The 17,076-nt window shown below is 59.2% G+C and carries 20 protein-coding genes and 1 riboswitch; of the genes, 16 read left to right on the top strand and 4 right to left on the bottom strand.

What is annotated here, in order from left to right; translation table 11 throughout:
* The first annotated feature begins 11 nt into the window (after positions 1-11).
* Positions 12-887 (top strand): LysR family transcriptional regulator, encoded by an 876-nt coding sequence (locus CAK78_RS00260; protein ID WP_010634255.1) that lies wholly within the window; start codon positions 12-14, stop codon positions 885-887.
* A 73-nt stretch (positions 888-960) separates the two neighbouring features.
* A complete protein-coding gene (gene cysB, locus CAK78_RS00265; RefSeq protein WP_010634254.1) occupies positions 961-1,935 on the top strand; it encodes an HTH-type transcriptional regulator CysB in 975 nt (324 codons plus the stop codon).
* Between the two features lie 75 nt (positions 1,936-2,010).
* Here cysB and ribA read toward each other — a convergent pair whose 3' ends face one another.
* Positions 2,011-2,604 (bottom strand): GTP cyclohydrolase II, encoded by a 594-nt coding sequence (gene ribA / locus CAK78_RS00270; protein ID WP_005299914.1) that lies wholly within the window; start codon positions 2,602-2,604, stop codon positions 2,011-2,013.
* A gap of 249 nt (positions 2,605-2,853) precedes the next feature.
* On the opposite strand from ribA, the gene cmk reads away from it, so the two are divergent.
* From cmk to pyrF, 6 genes are all read left to right on the top strand, one after another.
* Positions 2,854-3,546, top strand: coding sequence for a (d)CMP kinase (gene cmk, locus CAK78_RS00275; RefSeq protein WP_010634252.1), 693 nt, complete (start codon positions 2,854-2,856; stop codon positions 3,544-3,546).
* A 94-nt stretch (positions 3,547-3,640) separates the two neighbouring features.
* Complete coding sequence (rpsA, locus tag CAK78_RS00280; protein WP_094695993.1) at positions 3,641-5,311, top strand: 30S ribosomal protein S1; 1,671 nt, start codon at positions 3,641-3,643, stop codon at positions 5,309-5,311.
* A 94-nt stretch (positions 5,312-5,405) separates the two neighbouring features.
* Positions 5,406-5,690: an integration host factor subunit beta gene (gene ihfB, locus CAK78_RS00285; RefSeq protein ID WP_005299934.1), complete on the top strand. Its 285-nt coding sequence runs from the start codon at positions 5,406-5,408 to the stop codon at positions 5,688-5,690.
* 156 nt (positions 5,691-5,846) lie between these two features.
* Positions 5,847-6,131: a LapA family protein gene (locus CAK78_RS00290; protein ID WP_005299936.1), complete on the top strand. Its 285-nt coding sequence runs from the start codon at positions 5,847-5,849 to the stop codon at positions 6,129-6,131.
* A gap of 9 nt (positions 6,132-6,140) precedes the next feature.
* A complete protein-coding gene (gene lapB, locus CAK78_RS00295) occupies positions 6,141-7,307 on the top strand; it encodes a lipopolysaccharide assembly protein LapB (RefSeq protein ID WP_094695994.1) in 1,167 nt (388 codons plus the stop codon).
* Positions 7,308-7,406: 99 nt separating this feature from the next.
* Positions 7,407-8,111 carry an orotidine-5'-phosphate decarboxylase gene (gene pyrF, locus CAK78_RS00300; RefSeq protein WP_094695995.1) on the top strand — a complete coding sequence of 235 codons (705 nt, stop codon included), beginning with the start codon at positions 7,407-7,409 and terminating at the stop codon, positions 8,109-8,111.
* 45 nt (positions 8,112-8,156) lie between these two features.
* Here pyrF and rrtA read toward each other — a convergent pair whose 3' ends face one another.
* Entirely contained in the window at positions 8,157-8,735 is a 579-nt protein-coding gene (gene rrtA / locus CAK78_RS00305) for a rhombosortase (RefSeq protein WP_172442662.1), read from the bottom strand.
* Here rrtA and CAK78_RS00310 point away from each other — a divergent pair.
* The 5 genes from CAK78_RS00310 to CAK78_RS00330 all read left to right on the top strand — a co-directional run bounded on the left by CAK78_RS00310 (position 8,665) and on the right by CAK78_RS00330 (position 11,606).
* A complete protein-coding gene (locus tag CAK78_RS00310; protein WP_094696002.1) occupies positions 8,665-9,351 on the top strand; it encodes a tRNA-uridine aminocarboxypropyltransferase in 687 nt (228 codons plus the stop codon). The genes rrtA and CAK78_RS00310 overlap by 71 nt on opposite strands.
* Positions 9,352-9,373: 22 nt before the next feature.
* On the top strand, positions 9,374-10,081 hold the full coding sequence (gene queC, locus CAK78_RS00315) for a 7-cyano-7-deazaguanine synthase QueC (protein ID WP_094695996.1): 708 nt from the start codon (positions 9,374-9,376) through the stop codon (positions 10,079-10,081).
* A 61-nt stretch (positions 10,082-10,142) separates the two neighbouring features.
* Entirely contained in the window at positions 10,143-10,814 is a 672-nt protein-coding gene (gene queE, locus CAK78_RS00320) for a 7-carboxy-7-deazaguanine synthase QueE (protein ID WP_176452619.1), read from the top strand.
* Position 10,815: 1 nt separating this feature from the next.
* Positions 10,816-11,046, top strand: a complete 231-nt coding sequence (locus CAK78_RS00325; protein ID WP_005299948.1) for a DUF3820 family protein — start codon at positions 10,816-10,818, stop codon at positions 11,044-11,046.
* Entirely contained in the window at positions 11,043-11,606 is a 564-nt protein-coding gene (locus CAK78_RS00330) for a cob(I)yrinic acid a,c-diamide adenosyltransferase (RefSeq protein ID WP_094695998.1), read from the top strand. Before CAK78_RS00325 ends, CAK78_RS00330 begins: the two co-directional genes overlap by 4 nt.
* A gap of 65 nt (positions 11,607-11,671) precedes the next feature.
* Here the strand turns inward: CAK78_RS00330 and CAK78_RS00335 are convergent, their stop codons facing one another.
* Entirely contained in the window at positions 11,672-12,076 is a 405-nt protein-coding gene (locus tag CAK78_RS00335; protein ID WP_005299952.1) for an H-NS family histone-like protein, read from the bottom strand.
* A 320-nt stretch (positions 12,077-12,396) separates the two neighbouring features.
* A riboswitch (Lysine riboswitch) is annotated at positions 12,397-12,568 on the top strand.
* Between the two features lie 86 nt (positions 12,569-12,654).
* Here CAK78_RS00335 and CAK78_RS00340 point away from each other — a divergent pair.
* Both CAK78_RS00340 and CAK78_RS00345 read left to right on the top strand, forming a co-directional pair.
* A complete protein-coding gene (locus CAK78_RS00340) occupies positions 12,655-14,235 on the top strand; it encodes a Na+/H+ antiporter NhaC family protein (protein ID WP_094695999.1) in 1,581 nt (526 codons plus the stop codon).
* Between the two features lie 86 nt (positions 14,236-14,321).
* Positions 14,322-14,903 carry a thymidine kinase gene (locus tag CAK78_RS00345; RefSeq protein ID WP_094696000.1) on the top strand — a complete coding sequence of 194 codons (582 nt, stop codon included), beginning with the start codon at positions 14,322-14,324 and terminating at the stop codon, positions 14,901-14,903.
* A 68-nt stretch (positions 14,904-14,971) separates the two neighbouring features.
* On the opposite strand, the gene CAK78_RS00350 is transcribed toward CAK78_RS00345, so the two are convergent.
* The gene (locus CAK78_RS00350) at positions 14,972-16,309 is read right to left on the bottom strand and encodes a flavohemoglobin expression-modulating QEGLA motif protein (protein WP_094696001.1); all 1,338 of its coding nucleotides are present in this window, start codon (positions 16,307-16,309) and stop codon (positions 14,972-14,974) included.
* A gap of 157 nt (positions 16,310-16,466) precedes the next feature.
* Between CAK78_RS00350 and CAK78_RS00355 the strand changes: the two genes are divergently transcribed.
* The gene (locus tag CAK78_RS00355; RefSeq protein ID WP_005299960.1) at positions 16,467-16,922 is read left to right on the top strand and encodes a YbjN domain-containing protein; all 456 of its coding nucleotides are present in this window, start codon (positions 16,467-16,469) and stop codon (positions 16,920-16,922) included.
* The last annotated feature ends 154 nt before the right edge of the window (positions 16,923-17,076 follow it).

Here is a 17,076-nt window from a genome sequence, read left to right on the forward strand (position 1 = left end):
ACCAAATTGATATGGACCTCAAACAGCTCACCTATCTGCTGGCGGTGCGGGATGCCGGCTCCTTTACCAAGGCGGCCAACGGGCTGCACGTGGCGCAGCCCGCCATCAGTATGGCTATCGCCAAGCTGGAGCAGCAGCTCGAGCTGCGCCTGTTCGACCGTCAGGATCGCAACGTGCGGCTCACCCCGGAAGGGGAGGTGCTCTGTCGTCATGCGGAGCGCCTGCTGCGCCAGATGCACCAGGCCGAGGCCGAGATGGCCGAACTCAAGGGGCTGGAGCGCGGAGAAGTGCGCATCGGCATCCCCTACATGATGGGCTCCTATTACTTCCCGCCGATCCTGATGGCCTTCAAGCACCGCTACCCCGGCCTCAAGATCCGGGTGGAGGAGGCAGGTACCCGCGAGCTGTTGAGCCGGATGGTGGATGGTTCGCTGGATCTCGCCATCCTCATCACCAGCGATCTGCCGCCGGCGCTGGAAGGGGCCCAACTGCTGCGTGAAGAGATGCTGATGGTGGTGGGAGAGGAGCATCCGCTGCGTCAGGCCCGGAGTGTGTCGCTGAGCGAGTTCTTCAGCCAGGAGCTGGCGATGTTTCGCCGTGGCTTCTATCACCGTGAGCACATGGAGGCGTTGGCCCAGGGGCTGGGCTGCGAGCCTGACATCGCCTTTGAGAGCAATCTCATCCCGCTGCTCAAGGCGGTGGTGAAGCAGGGTTTTGCGGTGACCACCTTCTTGCGGATGGCGCTGGACGAAGAGCCGGCCCTGACCGGGATCCCGTTTGCCCCCCCGATCTTTCTCGATCTCTGCGTGGCGTGGCGGCGGGGGGATCCGCTCTCGATGGCCAACCGGGCCTTGCGGGATTTTCTGCTGGCGCAGGCACAGCCATAAATGGCCAAGAAGGAAAGGCTATCAGGCAAAAGTTTGTTAGTATTAGTTCAAGTCGCCTTTAGAGCCTAACATCATGAAACTCCAACAATTGCGTTATATCGTTGAGGTTGCCAACCACAGACTGAACGTGTCGGCAACGGCAGAGAGTCTCTACACCTCTCAGCCAGGGATCAGCAAGCAGGTGCGCATGCTGGAAGATGAGCTGGGGATCCAGATTTTCGAGCGCAGCGGCAAACATCTGACCCAGATCACCCCGGCTGGACGGGACGTGATCAAGATTGCCAACGAGATCCTGGGCAAGGTGGAGAGCATCAAGTCGGTGGCGAGCCAGCACACTCATCCCGAACAGGGTACGCTCCATATCGCGACGACCCACACCCAGGCCCGTTATGCACTGCCTGACGTGATAAAAGGCTTCATCAAGCGCTTTCCCAAGGTCTCCCTGCACATGCATCAGGGCACGCCAACCCAGATCAGCGAAGCCGTGGTCAAGGGGCAGGCCGACTTTGCCATCGCCACCGAGGCGCTGCACCTGTACGAAGATCTCATCATGCTGCCCTGCTATCACTGGAACCGCAGCGTGATCGTGCCCAAGGGGCATCCGCTGACCCAGGTTGGCAAGCTCTCCATCGCCGACATCGCCCGCTTCCCGCTGGTGACCTATGTGTTCGGCTTTACCGGCCGCTCCGAACTCGACACTGCCTTCAACCGGGCCGGTTTTGAGCCCAACATCGTCTTTACCGCCACCGATGCGGACGTGATCAAGACTTATGTCCGGCTGGGGGTGGGGATCGGCGTGATGGCTACCATGGCGCTGGATCCCCAGGTCGATACCGATCTGGTGGCCCTCGATGCCAGCCACCTGTTTGCCCACAGCACCACCAAGATCGGCTTTCGCAAGGGCTCTTTCCTGCGTACCTACATGTATGACTTCATGACCCGTTTTGCCCCGCACCTGACCCGGGATGTGGTGGAGCGTGCCATCGCCCTGCGCTCCAGCGACGACGTGGATGCCATGTTTGCCGATATCGAGCTGCCAATCCGCTAGCGCCGCGGCGATACGAGAGCAACAAAAACGCCTCCCATGGGAGGCGTTTTTCATGCCGATGAGCGCGAGGCGAGCTCACTTCTTGAACATGTGATCCAGCTTGCTGGCCTTGGTCGAGAGGTAGAACTCGTTGTGGGGATTGCGCCCTTCCTGCAGGGGAACCCGCTCCGCTACCGGGATGCCGAAGGATTCCATCGCCTTCATCTTGCGCGGGTTGTTGGTCATCAGCTTGAGGGATTTCACCTCCAGCTGCTTGAGCATGTCGGCGCAGATGGTGTAGTCGCGCATGTCGGCGGCAAAGCCGAGCGCCACGTTGGCTTCAACGGTGTCGGCGCCCTGATCCTGCAGATGATAGGCCCGGATTTTGTTGAGCAGACCGATGCCGCGTCCTTCCTGACGCACGTACAGCAAGACGCCACGGCCCGCCTTGGCGATGTTTTCCAGTGCGGCTTGCAGCTGGAAACCGCAGTCGCAACGCAGACTGAACAGGGCATCGCCGGTCAGGCACTCGGAGTGAATTCGGCCCAGCACCGGCTCATCACCCGTGATATCGCCCATCACCAGCGCGGCATGATCCTTGCCGGTGCCGGTTTCCTGAAAGCCGACCAGCGTGAAGGTGCCCCAGGGGGTTGGCAACTTGGATTTGGCCACGAGGGTAACGCTGCTCATAGGTTGCTCCTTACTACAGCTGCTTAAAAAAGGGCGGCCAGTTTAGCGCGCCTTGTCCGGAACAACCATAAGAACAAAACCTTGCACTGTTTAATGGCTTGCCCCGTTGTACACAAAGAGGACAGTTGCGACCGGTTTTGCGCAATTGTTTGTGCTGGCGACTGCCAGGCTCGGCACATTTGGGTATAATCGGCGCCCATTACCCCATCCCTCCCGGGATGTGTGCAACAAGTGTGCAGGAGAGACGTTATGCCGCAGATGGCCCCCGTGATGACAATTGATGGCCCAAGTGGTGCCGGCAAGGGCACCCTGTGCCAGTTGCTGGCTGAAAAACTGGGTTGGCACCTGCTCGACTCCGGCGCCATATACCGGGTGCTGGCCCTGGCGGCCTTGCATCACGATGTCGAGCTCGATTCCGAAGCCGCGCTGGTCCCCCTGGCCGCCAATCTGGACGTGCAGTTCCAGGTCGATGCCGAGCAGGTGAAGGTCGTGCTGGAAGGGGAGGATGTTTCCCGTACCATTCGTACCGAGGAAGTAGGCAATGCCGCGAGCAAGATTGCCGCCTTCCCGCGGGTGCGCGAAGCCCTGTTGCGCCGTCAGCGTGCATTTCGCCAGGCCCCCGGTCTCATCGCCGACGGCCGCGACATGGGCACCGTGGTTTTCCCCGAGGCGGAAGTGAAGATTTTCCTCGACGCCAGCGCCGAAGAACGGGCAGCCCGCCGCTATAAGCAGTTGCAAGATAAGGGCTTTGATGTTAACTTTGAGCGTCTTTTAACCGAGATTCGGGAACGTGACGATCGCGACAGAAATCGCGCCGTTGCCCCCCTGAAACCGGCAGAAGATGCTCTCGTGGTGGATTCAACCGCCATGTCCATAGACGAAGTGCTGGCAACGGTGCTCGCCTATGCGGAGCAACAACTCGGTGATGCCAGCGCAAGCTGACATCCGGTCGTCTGCACCATGGATGGCGCAGATTATTTAAAACAACCCCGCTTGTGCTGGATGACAAGTGGATGTTTCATTTGTGACATAAACAATGATCGAATCTTTTGCTCAACTCTTTGAAGAGTCCCTGAACGCCGTTGAAACCCGTCAAGGTTCCATCGTCAAGGGTACTGTCGTTGCTATCGAAAATGGTTTCGTACTGGTTGACGCCGGTCTGAAATCCGAGTCCGCTATCCTGGCTGAAGAATTCAAGAACGCCATGGGCGAGCTGGAAATCAACGTAGGCGACTCCGTTGACGTGGCTCTGGACTCTATCGAAGATGGTTTCGGCGAAACCAAGCTGTCCCGCGAAAAAGCCAAGCGCCACGAAGCCTGGCTGCAGCTTGAAAAAGCTTACGAAGAGCAAGCTACCGTTATCGGTATCATCAACGGCAAGGTCAAGGGTGGTTTCACCGTTGAACTGAACGGCATCCGTGCCTTCCTGCCGGGTTCTCTGGTTGACGTGCGTCCGATCCGTGACACCGCTCACCTGGAAAACAAAGAACTCGAGTTCAAAGTCATCAAGCTGGACCAGAAGCGCAACAACGTTGTTGTTTCCCGTCGTGCCGTGATCGAGACCGAGAACACCTCCGAGCGCGAAAGCCTGCTGGCTAACCTGCAAGAAGGTCAAGAAGTTAAGGGTATCGTCAAGAACCTGACCGACTACGGTGCATTCGTAGATCTGGGCGGTGTTGACGGCCTGCTGCACATCACCGACATGGCGTGGAAGCGCGTTAAGCATCCTTCCGAAATCGTCAACGTTGGCGACGAGATCGCAGTCAAGGTTCTGAAGTTCGACCGCGAGCGTACCCGTGTATCCCTGGGTCTGAAGCAGCTGGGCGAAGATCCCTGGGTTGCTATCGCCAAGCGCTACCCGGAGACCACCCGTCTGTCTGGCCGCGTGACCAACCTGACCGACTACGGCTGCTTCGTTGAAATCGAAGAAGGCGTTGAAGGCCTGGTACACGTATCCGAGATGGATTGGACCAACAAGAACATCCACCCGTCCAAGGTTGTTAACGTTGGCGACGTGGTTGACGTGATGGTTCTGGACATCGACGAAGAGCGTCGTCGTATCTCCCTGGGTCTGAAGCAGTGCAAATCCAACCCGTGGCAGCTGTTTGCCGAAACTCACGCCAAGGGCGACCGTGTTTCCGGCAAGATCAAGTCTATCACTGACTTCGGTATCTTCATCGGTCTGGATGGCGGCATCGACGGCCTGGTTCACCTGTCTGACATCTCCTGGAACAACCAGGGCGAAGAAGCAGTTCGTGAATTCAAGAAAGGCGACGAAATCGAAGCCGTTGTTCTGCAAGTTGACCCGGAGCGTGAGCGCATCTCCCTGGGCGTCAAGCAGATCGAAGAAGACCCGTTCAATAAGTACCTGTCTGACAACAAGAAAGGTGCTATTGTGAAGGGTAAGGTTACCGAGGTTGATGCCAAGGGTGCCGTGATCGAACTGGCTGACGGCGTAGAAGGCTACCTGCGTGCCTCCGACGCTGCTCGTGACCGCGTAGAAGACGCCACTCTGGTGCTGTCTGTTGGTGACGAAGTTGAAGCTAAATTCATGGGCGTTGATCGCAAGAACCGCACCGTGAGCCTGTCTGTCCGTGCTAAGGACGAGGCTGACGAGCGTGTTGCCATCGACAACCTGAACCAACAAGAAGAAGTTGTGTTCAGCAATGCCATGGCTGAAGCGTTCAAAGCCGCCAAGGGTGAATAATCCTTGATGCAAGAAAAGGGCGGCGTGTCACGCCGCCCTTTTTTATCTTGGCGTAATGAATATTGCATGTGATCGGGGAAGGAGATTTAACGTTATGACCAAATCAGATCTCATCGAACAATTGGCTGCCAGCCGCATGCATATGCCGGCCAAAGATGTCGAAGCCGCCATCAAGGAGATCCTTGAGCAGATGGCGTCGACTTTGCAAAACGGCGACCGGATTGAAATCCGCGGATTTGGAAGTTTTTCACTGCACTATCGTGCACCCCGTGTGGGCCGCAACCCCAAGACCGGGGATAAGGTTGAATTGACCGGGAAATATGTGCCGCATTTCAAGCCCGGCAAAGAGTTACGCGAGCGCGTGAACATCATCGAATAATGCAGAAAATGGCATACTTGGGTATGCCTTTTTTGTTTTTACGGTTTCTATTGTGGCAATTGTCCGGTTTTGCCAAGTCTTTTCCCATTCGCTCTAGAGTCTGCCGGTGATTTTAAGGATAATCAGCCTCTCATTAGCTACTGACAGGGAGCTCCTATGAAGCGTATCTTGGCCCTCATTCCACTGGTGCTGGTGTTTATCCTGACGCTGGCCATCGGTTCGCAAAATGGCCAGCTGGTGCAGTTCAATTATCTGATTGCTCAAGGGGAGTTCTCGCTCTCCATGTTGCTGGGATTCTTCTTTGGTGGTGGCTTCCTGCTGGGCTGGCTGGTCTTCGGTCTGCTGTTCTTGCGCCTCAAGATGCAAAATCGCACCCTCAATCGCACCATGCGCCGTCAATCCCGTGAATTGGAGCTGGCCCGAACGGCTGCCAAGGAATAATGTCCCTCGATGCTTGAACTGCTTTTCCTGCTGTTGCCCATTGCCGCCGGCTACGGCTGGTATATGGGGCGCAGGAGTGTTCGCCAGGACACCCAGAAACAGAGTAACCAGTTTTCCCGCCAGTACGTGGCGGGTCTCAATTATTTGCTGTCTGACGAATCCGACAAGGCGGTGGATCTCTTCATCCAGCTGCTGGAAGTGGACAGCGAGACCATCGAAACCCACCTCTCCCTCGGCAACCTGTTCCGTCAACGGGGTGAGGTAGACCGGGCCATCAAGATCCACCAGAACCTCATCACCCGCCAGCTCACCATGGAGCAGCGTCAGCTTGCCCTGCAGGAGCTGGCGCGGGACTTCCTCGCCGCCGGTTTGCTCGATCGGGCCGAGAAGCTGTGGCTAGAGCTCACCGAGGACGGGGAGTATGAGGAGACGGCGCTGGCCCAGTTGCAGCTCATCTATCAGCAGCTACGTGATTGGGACAAGGCGATCGCGGTGAGCGAGCGGTTGCAAAAATTCCAGGGCAAGAAGCTGGCCCCCACCATCGCCCATTACCAGTGCGAGCTGGCCGACATGGCCCTGCGCGAAGAGAATCGCAAGCAGGCCCAGCTGCGTTTTCGCAAGGCCTTGGCCGCCGACGGTAACTGCGTGCGTGCCTCGCTCGGCCTCGGCTGGCTGGCCAAGGGGGAGGGCGATCCGCGCCAGGCGGCCCGCGAGTTTGAGCGGGTGCTGACCCAGGACATCGATTTCGCGAGCGAAGTGCTGGAACCCCTGTGCGAGAGCTTGGAGCTGTGCGGCGAGGAGGCGCGTATCCCCGAGCTGCTCGGCCAGGCCCAGGAGGCGCGGGCCGGCTTCCCGGTTACCTTGCGGCTGGCCGATTATGTGGAGCGCCACAACGGGCGCGAGGCAGCCTCCGAGCTGGTGCTGCGCCAGCTGCGGCGCACGCCGTCGCTACGCGCCTTCCAGCACCTGATGGCACTGCAGTTGCGTGGTGCTGAAGAGGGGCAGGCCAAGGAGAGCCTGACCATGCTCAAGGCGTTGGTCGACGAGCAGATCAAGATCAAGTCCACCCACAAGTGCCGGCAGTGCGGGTTTGCCACCCACTCCCTGTTCTGGCAGTGCCCCTCCTGCCGCCAGTGGGGAGCGATCAAGCCGATCCGCGGTCTGGACGGGGAGTAAGAGCCACATCAATGTCATCAACCAGGCCCCTGTGGCCTGGTTTTTTCAGGCCGGGCCGGACTCGCTCCGGACGGCGCATAACCATCGATAGGAAGTGAGATGCTAGATCCCAAAGTACTGGTTGCGCTGGATTATCAGCACGAGACCGATGCCTTCGCCTTCATTGAACGTATCTCCCCGGCCCAGTGCCGTCTCAAGGTAGGCAAGGAGATGTTCACCCTGTTCGGCCCCCAGTTCGTGCGTCAGCTGGTTGCCAAGGGGTTCGATGTCTTCCTGGATCTGAAGTTTCACGACATTCCCAACACCGTCGCCAAGGCAGTCGCCGCCAGTGCCGAACTCGGCGTCTGGATGGTGAACGTGCACGCCAGCGGTGGCGAGCGGATGATGCGGGCCGCCAAGGAGGCGCTGCTGCCTTATGGCGACAAGGCGCCGCTGCTTATCGGGGTGACCGTGCTGACCAGCATGGAGCAGTCCGACATGGCACCGCTGGGCCTTGATGTGACGCCGGCCGAGCAGGTGATCCGGCTGGCCAAATTGACCAAAGACGCCGGGCTGGACGGGGTGGTCTGCTCCGCCAACGAAGCGCGCGAGCTCAAGGCGTTGCTCGGTGACGAGTTCAAACTGGTGACGCCGGGGATCCGCCCCACCGGCTCGGCTGCCGGGGATCAGCGCCGGGTCATGACACCGCTGGCGGCGGTGGAGGCGGGTGCCGACTATCTGGTGATTGGCCGCCCCATCACCCAGGCGGCCGATCCTGCCGCCATGCTGGCCGGCATCAACGCGGAGCTGGCGGGTCGCTCATAAAGAGAATGCCGGCCCGATGGGGCCGGCATTGCATCCGGTGCTGGCTCACTCCTTGACGGCGTGGGGGCGCAAGGTGACCGGCAGCAGGCCGAGCAACAGGCCGGCGCCCGAGCCAATCAGATGTGATTCAATGTGTACCCTGGCCCCGATGAGGGCGGAAACCGGACTCTCTCCCGCACTGTAGAAATCCACCCCAAGCTTGATCGCTACCCCTGCCAGCATCAACCAGCCGGAGTGGCGGCGATAGCGGATATCCTGCAACGCGCCCCACACGAACAGGCCGTGCAGCGCCCCCGACAGCCCCATGTACCACTGGGTCTGCGGACACCACCACCAGATGCCGAGCCCGACGGCGCTCCCCAGCAACAGCAGCAGCAGCGGCAGGCGACAGCCTGTCAGGTATTCGCGAAACAGGCTGTAGAGCACGCACAGCCCGCTCAGGTTGAGCAGCAGGTGCCACAGATTGGTGTGGGCCAGATTGCCTGTTATGATGCGCCACCCTTCACCCTGGGCTATCAGGGTACGATCGAAGGAGAGCTGGTGATTCGGCACGGTGAAAAAGAGCAGCAAACTGGCGAGTGAAAGCGTGATGACCCAGAGCAATCCTGATTTTTCTGACAACATGAAACAGTCCGACGACAACAAGAGTCGATACTGTACACGTTGCACCAGAGCCCTCAAAGCCTGTCTGTGTGATTATATTCGGCCAGTTTCCCCCCATGCACCCCTGCACATCCTGCAGCATCCGGGGGAGGTGGGTCATCCCAAGGGGACCGCCGTCCTCTTGGCCGCCTCGCTGGCGCAGGCCCGTCTGCATGTGGGTGAACAGGTGGCCGATCTTCCCGAGCTGGCGGCCTTGTTGGCCGATCCCGCGCTGCAGTGCTATCTGCTGTGGCCGGATGAGGAGGCCATCTCTCTTGCCGAGGTGCGAGAGCGGGAGGCGGCCGAGCCGGCTCGCCGGGTCTGTTTTCTGCTGCTCGATGGCACCTGGCGCAAGGCCTACCGGATGCTGCACAGCAACCCCGAGTTGCAGCAGTTGCCGCGAATTGGGCTGGATGCCGTCGCGGGGCAGTACTCCATTCGCAAGAAGCCGTTTCCAGAGGCGCTGTCTACCCTGGAAGCGGGCTACCATCTGTTGTCCCAGTGGGAGGGCGCACCCGATCGCTTCGCCCCGCTGATGACCCTTTTTACCCATTTGAACCGGCAGTGGCATGATTTTGCCCAGGGCCGACGCAGTTGAACTGCCCAGAGGAGTGACATACGTGAAAAAAGCCGTCGTGGTATTCAGTGGTGGTCAGGACAGCACCACCTGCCTGGTCCAGGCCTTGTCCCGCTATGACGAGGTGCATGCCATCACCTTCGATTATGGCCAGCGCCATAGTGAAGAGATCGAGACGGCGCGCCGTCTGGCCAGCCGGCTCGGCATCGCCGCCCACAAGGTGATGGACGTGACCATGTTGGGGGAGCTTGCCATCTCGGCCCTGACCCGGGACGAGATCCCGGTGAGCTTCGAGCTGCAGGAGAACGGCCTGCCCAATACCTTCGTACCGGGCCGCAACATCCTGTTCCTCACCCTGGCCGCCATCTACGCCTATCAGGTGGGCGCCGAGGCGGTGATCACCGGGGTGTGCGAGACCGATTTTTCCGGTTACCCCGATTGCCGCGACGAGTTCGTCAAGGCGCTCAACCAGGCTGTCTCCCTGGGGCTGGATCGCGCCATTCGTTTCGAGACGCCGCTGATGTGGCTCGACAAGGCCGAGACCTGGGCACTGGCGGACCACTACGGCCACCTAGACACAGTGCGCCAGCAGACGCTCACCTGCTACAACGGCATTGCCGGCGATGGTTGCGGCGCCTGTCCGGCCTGCGATCTGCGCAGCCGCGGCCTGCAGCAGTATCTGGCTGACAAGGCGGGCGTGGTGGCGCGTCTGCATCAAAAAACCGGGCTCGGTGAGAAAAGCGGATGCTGAGCCTGCGTCTCGGCCATGCTTGGGGTATAATCCGCGACTTTTGCAACCAGCTGTGACCAAGATGCACTACCCAATCAACGAGATATTCCAGACCATCCAGGGGGAGGGGGTCTTCACCGGCCTGCCTGCCATTTTCGTTCGCCTGCAGGGTTGCCCGGTGGGATGCCCCTGGTGCGATACCCGTCATACCTGGGTGGTCGATCCTGCTCGTGAAGTGGGCGTGCAGGCGGTGCTCGACTGCTCCAACGAGTCGGATGGCTGGAGCAAGATGAGCACGGCGCAGATCCTGGCCAGCTTCCAGCAACTTGGCTATCAGGCACGTCACGTGGTGATCACCGGGGGCGAACCCTGCCTCTATGATCTGCAAGATCTCTCTACCGCCCTCATTGCTGCAGGCTATCAGGTGCAGATCGAAACCAGTGGTACCAGCGAGATCCAGACCCATGAGCGGACCTGGGTCACCGTATCTCCCAAGATCAATATGAAGGGGGGCCTGCCGGTGCTGGTCTCGGCCCTCGAGCGCGCCAACGAGATCAAGCATCCGGTAGCCACCGAGCGCCACGTGGAGGAGCTGGATGCGCTGCTGGTCACCGCTCGTCTGCGCGACGACGTGGTGATTGCACTGCAACCCATCAGCCAGAAACCCAGGGCGACCCAGCTGGCCATGGCAACCTGCATTGCCCGCAATTGGCGACTCTCCATCCAGACTCACAAATATCTGGATATCGATTGAAATGGAGTGGTTGTCCGACGAGCGGGTCTTGCTGTCTCTGGCCAACAAGATGCCGTACGGCAAATATCGGGGGCGCCGCATCATCGATATTCCGGAGCCTTATCTTGTGTGGCTGGCCCGTACCGGTTTCCCGGCCGGATCGCTTGGTCAAACGCTGGCGCTTGCCTATGAAATCAAGCTCAACGGGCTTGAATCCATGATTGTTCCCATTATTAACAGGATGTCGGTATGAGGATATATACGAGGCAGGGCGACAAGGGCATGACTCGGCTGGCCGATGGCGTGCAACTGGCCAAAGACGATATGCGGGTGGAAACCTATGGCTATATCGATGAATTAAATTCTCATATAGGTCTTCTTATTGCCGAGGTGCCCGCAGCGGAAACCGGATTATTGGCAGACCTGTTATTGCTGCAACAAGAATTGTTCGATCTTGGCGGGGAACTGGCATTTTCCAGTGACGCTCAGGAAGCCGCCATCTGGCAGGTGAATAACGAGTGGACCCTGCGGCTGGAACAACAGATCGATGCCTACAGCGCCAATTTGCCGCTGCTGCGCAATTTCATTCTGCCCAGCGGCTCCCGGGCGGCGGCGCAAGCCCATGTGGTGCGCACCCTGACCCGGCGCTGCGAGCGTCTGCTGCTGACCTTGAGCCGCAGCGAGCAGCTCAACCCGGCCATTCTGCCTTACATGAACCGGCTGAGTGACTGGTTCTTCACCATTGCCCGCTACTTGCTGGCCTCTACTGCGACGCCCGAAGTGCTCTGGGTCAAGGCGGCAGAGCGGGGGTGACGGCAGGCCGCAGGCAATAAAAAACCTCGCAAGGCGAGGTTTTTTATTGCGCCTATTCTGCTTTATCAGATGGCAAAGTCTTCGACGGATTTACCTTCGGCGACCGCCTTGGCAATCACGGACGGCATGCGACCCTGACCGGTCCAGGTTTTTTCCACGCCGTTGTCCATATAGCGATATTTGGCCGGACGAGGGGCACGTTTGCTCTTGGTCGCCTTGGCCGGTTCGGCTGCGACTGTGCCAACCAGTTCAGCCGGATCAATACCGGCGGCTTTCAGCATTTCGGCATATTCATTAATTTTGCGCTGATGTTCTTCACGAGCCTGACGCTCGGCGGCTTCATCCTGCTGGCGTTCGCCGACAATCGCGGAGAGCTTTTCCAGGCCTTCTTCCAATTGTTCCAGCGTCAGCTCACGGCAAGCGGCGCGCAGGCTACGGATATTCAGCAGTACTTTCAAAAATTCGTTCATAGTGTTCACCACGCGAGCAAAAGAGTGAATTAAATAAAAATAGTTATTTTGGCTAATTTATACGGCCGTTCGGGATTAAGTCAAGCGAGTCGAATTAATAAATTCATGCCTGGAATTAAGTAATGCAATTGAATTCAGGCCCGATTCAGCAATATTGGCCAGTGGCATACTCGACTGAGTTCCAAGTAGATGAAAATAGCGACAAAATCATAATGTTTGCACCATTTGACTACCTCTTTGTCCTTTTGATCTGGCTTGCTTGGGGATTTAATCAAAAAACTTGCTATAACGTGTCGGCACGATAAAATGTGCCTCGAATACCTTTAAGTAGAGGCGCGCTGCCTATGACTACTTGTGCGGAGGGTGATGCCGATGATGCACAAGGAAAGGAGTCAGCGCCGAAGTGGCCAGGCCATCATACCGGGCTGCTGGTTCTGCATCTAATAGGTGCAGGACTGCCATAGTCATCCACTATGGAGCGCTACCTGAAGGGGCTGAGGAGTATTACCTCCCCATGGGTTTTGTTTCTTTATCCTCTCGGTAGATCTCCACCTGCTGTCTTTAGGTGCAAAGAGATCATGGACATCGTTCACTACGCCGACTCCGGTTGGTCAATCATTCCCCCTCTGCTGGCCGTCGCACTGGCGATCCTCACCCGCCGTGTGCTGCTGTCGCTGGGCGTCGGTATCGTTACCGGCAGCCTGCTGCTGAACCAGTTTTCCCCCCTCGATTCCCTGCATTACATGTTGAACACAGTGCTCAAGATCTTCTGGGTCGACGGGGTGCTCAACCGTGACAACATCAATATGCTGCTGTTCATGCTGCTGTTGGGCGGCCTCATCAGCCTGATGAGCGTCTCCGGTGCGACCCGGGCGTTTGCCGAGTGGGCTGCCAAGCGCGCCAAGACCCGCAAGGGGGCCAAGGCGCTCACCGGCATGATGGTGTTTGCCTTCTTCATCGACGACTTCTTCCACAGTCTGTCGGTGGGGGCTATCTGCCGTCCGGTTACCGACCGCTTCCAGATCTCCCGCGCCAAGCTGGCCTACTTGCTGGACTCCACCGCGGCGCCGGTCTGCGTGCTGATGCCCATCTCCTCCTGGGGGGCTTACATCATCGCCCTGGTGGGCGGCATCATGACGGCTCACGGCATCACCGGGCAGAGCCCCATCTCCGCCTTCGTCGAGATGATCCCGATGAACCTCTACGCGGTGTTTACCCTCATCATGGTGCTGGTGGTGATCGCGTTTCAGCTCGATATCGGTCCGATGCGCCAGCACGAGCAGTGGGCACTGGAAGGCAAGCTGTGGGATGAGTCCAAAGGCCGCCCCATCGGTCTGGACATGGAGAGCCCGGAGGAGAGCAACGGCGGCATGATCGACATGGTGCTGCCGATCCTGACCCTGACCGCGGCCACCGTCTACTTCATGATCGACTCCGGCGCCGCCGTGCTGGCCGCCAATGGCGAGCCGTTCAGCGTGCTCGGTTCGTTCGAGAATACCAACGTGGGTTCCTCCTTGGTCTACGGTGCACTGTGCAGTCTGGTGGTCTCCATCGGTCTGGCCATGCGTCTGAAGCTCGGTGCCAAGAACTGGCTCAAGGCAGCGCCGCAAGGGGTGATGGCCATGCTGCCGGCCATCAACATCCTGCTGTTTGCCTGGACCATTGGCGCCGTGGTGCGCGATGTGGAGACCGGCAAGTACCTGGCCTCCCTGGCCAACGGCAATCTGCCGGTGGAAGTGTTGCCGGCCGTGGTGTTCGTGCTCTCCTGCGCCATGGCGTTTGCCACCGGCACCAGCTGGGGCACCTTCGGCATCATGCTGCCGCTGGCGGGTGACATGGCGGCGGCCAGCGACGCGGCCCTGATGTTGCCGATGCTGGCCGCCGTGCTGGCGGGGTCGGTGTTCGGGGATCATAGCTCGCCCATCTCCAGCACCAGTATCCTGTCGGCCACCGGTGCCGGTTGCCATCACATCGATCACGTGATGACCCAGCTGCCCTATGCCTTGGCCATCGCCTTCGGTGCTGCCCTCGGTTATCTGGTGATGGGGCTGATGCACTCGGTGCTGGCGGGCTTCAGCGTGAGCGCCCTCTGGTTCGTCATTTTCTCCAGCTACCATTTGCACAAGGCAAGGTCCCAGGCGGACCTGGCTGTTGCTTAAAACGTACAAGGGGCCGCAAGGCCCCTTGGTTTTGTTGGGGGCTTTGGTTAGCATGCGCCCCATAAATTCAGTTTCGGAACAGTATCATGGCTTCACTGCACTACAAGTTTGCCACCATGAATTCAGGCAAATCGACCCAGCTCATTCAGGCGCACTTCAATTATCTGGAGCGGGGCATGCATCCCTTGGCCATGACACCTGCCATCGATGACCGCTTCGGGGTGGGGGTGATCAGCGCCCGGGTTGGGCTTGAATTGAAAGTGGAGGTGTTCAGCGACACCTGCGATCTGTTCGAGATGGTAAAAGCCCGTCATGCCGAGAAGCGTATCGATGTGTTCATCGTCGATGAGGCCCAGTTCCTGACCAGGGAGCAGGTCTATCAGCTGGCCCGCATCGTCGACGAGCAGGACATTCCGGTGATCGCCTATGGCCTCAAGACCGATTTTCGCGGCGAGCTGTTCCCCGGCTCCTATCACCTGCTCTGTCTGGCCGACAAGTTCGAGGAGCTCAAAAGCATCTGCTGGTGCGGCAACAAGGCGCACATGAACTCCCGGGTCAATGAAGCAGGTCAGGTGATGCGCGATGGCGAGCAGGTGGAGATCGGCGGCAACGATCGCTATGTCTCCCTGTGCCGCAAGCACTACCTGGAAGGGCGGGCTTTCAAGTAAGCCGCGGCTGATGGGGATAACATGAACAAACAAGGCGCCAATCTGGCGCCTTGTTTGTTTCTGAGAGATCAGTCGATCTCGATATCGACGGGGGCGATGATGGGGTCGGCCACCGGCAGGCGGTGGAACAGCTGGCGAAAGTGCTGCTGTACCCGGCCGATATCCACCAGCGACATGCCGGAGGCGAAGCCGAACCAGACGTAGAGGCCGGTGAGATCGCGAAACATGGGAGGCAGATAACGGGGCGCACTGATGAGCCCCTCCAGATAGTGTTGATAGAGCACCGGGATGTCGTCCAGGGTCACCTTGCCGACAAACAGCATAGGCAGGATCTCGGGGACTCCCTCCAGTACGGCGCTGCGGATGAAGTTGACCGTCTCCACATAACCCTTCACATAGGAGAGATCCTTGGTGAAGCAGGCCCCTCCCTCGACCATGCCGCCGCGAAAGACCCGCTGGGTGATCTTGTAGGCATCGTGCTCGCTGGCACCCTTGTCAACGAAGTGCCGGAACACTTCGATGAAGTCGGCACCGCGCTCCGCCATGTCGATGGCCATCACCCGATCCGAGATGCGCTTGGCCCTGTCCGGAAACGAGCTGAAAGTGAGGGTCTCTATCAGTACCGCGAGCCCCTCCTGGCAGGAGGTGATGCGCGGTGAGCCGGCACTCAGCCAGGTGGCATAGGGCTGCTGGCGCCCGTTGAGGGTGGTGCCCACGTGCACCCAGCCCTCATGGACCTCCAGCACTTGCAGGTCGAGCTCGGAGAAGCGGGCGTGGGAGTTGAGCTTGATGTAATCGCCGCCGGCCGCGGCATCCGAGACGATGCCATCGCTCAGCTTGACTTGTACGGTGCCGTCACTGAAGTAGTTCGACAGCTTGCTCTGCAACCTGGCCACCGCCGTTTCCCCCTCGAACTCCTTGGGGTAGGGGCGCACCAGGTGGCGGGCGCCGGGCAGGGAGAAGATGTCGCACAGCCTGGCCCCCAGCTCCTTGAGGGTCTTGCGATCGCCGCGCAGGTGATCGCCGGCCGAGCCGTACAGCAGCCGGCTGTAGCGCAGAAAGTCCGGTTGCCCGCGCTGGCGCAGCATCTCGATGACCACCATGTATTGATCCACCGTCTCCTGCAGGATACGGCCAAGTTCGTCCTGGGGACCGAGCCGGCGCCGGATCCTGTCCCTCAGCTCCTTGAGCTCCAGGTACTTGTTGCGGGGATCGAAGCCGAGGGGGAGGCCATCATAGAAGGCTTTGTCGACGGCCGGCAGCGTGCGTCCTCCGCTGGCCAGAAAGTCGGCCTGCAGGTGACGGGGCCACTTGATGGCATCCAGAATGCGGATGGGCTTTTGCAGGATCAAGAGTTCATCCGAGAGGGATTTCAGATGCAGACGGTACTTTTCTTGGATGGTCATTTAGCCCCCTGTGGGGCGAGTGTGGCGCTGGAATGGGCTGAGTATATGCAGGCTGCTTGCCAAAAAGAAGCGAGGGCCGTGCTTATCCGCCAGTGCGCTTTTGGTTGCCGGAAAATTGGTTTAGACTGCGCCCCTTGATCCCAATTGTGTCGTGGAAATGATGAATATTCCCAGCTCCGAAATGATAATGCGTTGGTTGCAGCAGGCTCGTATCGAGCACTATGTCTGTGATCAGTGCCATGGTATCCACATCGTCTCCCTGCAGTCCGTCGAGGGTATCCAGGAGAGCCGGATCTTCGTTGAAGAGGAAGGGGTGCTGTTTTCATCCGAGCTGGAGGTGCGTCCCTCCGCCTTGCTGCCGCTGGTGGCCGAGCTGGGTCGCCTCAACATGCAGTACCCGTCGCTCAAGGTGTTCCTCGACATCATTGATGACAACCTGCCGCGCCTGGTGGTGGGGCATACCGTCTTTACCAAGGCGGGGCTCTCCGTCGAGCAGTTCCTGCTGTTTGTGGAAAGCACCATAGCCGCGACCCATGAAGTGGTCTCCGAATGCGAGCGATTGGGCTTCCTGAATCTGCCGGAAATCCAGGTTGCACCGGAGTCTGTGCACTGATTTGTGCGTTAAATGTGCGAACGGTTCGCCTGATGCAAAAAGCCGTTGACGCCGGCGGGGCTTTCCCCTAAATTACGCCCCGTTCCAGCGCAACGGCGCAACCAACGACGTGCTGGCTGAGCACGTTAAACAACAGACCAAAATTGGGTGAGGC

Source organism: Aeromonas sp. A35_P (assembly GCF_002259925.1).
Classification (GTDB): domain Bacteria; phylum Pseudomonadota; class Gammaproteobacteria; order Enterobacterales; family Aeromonadaceae; genus Aeromonas; species Aeromonas dhakensis.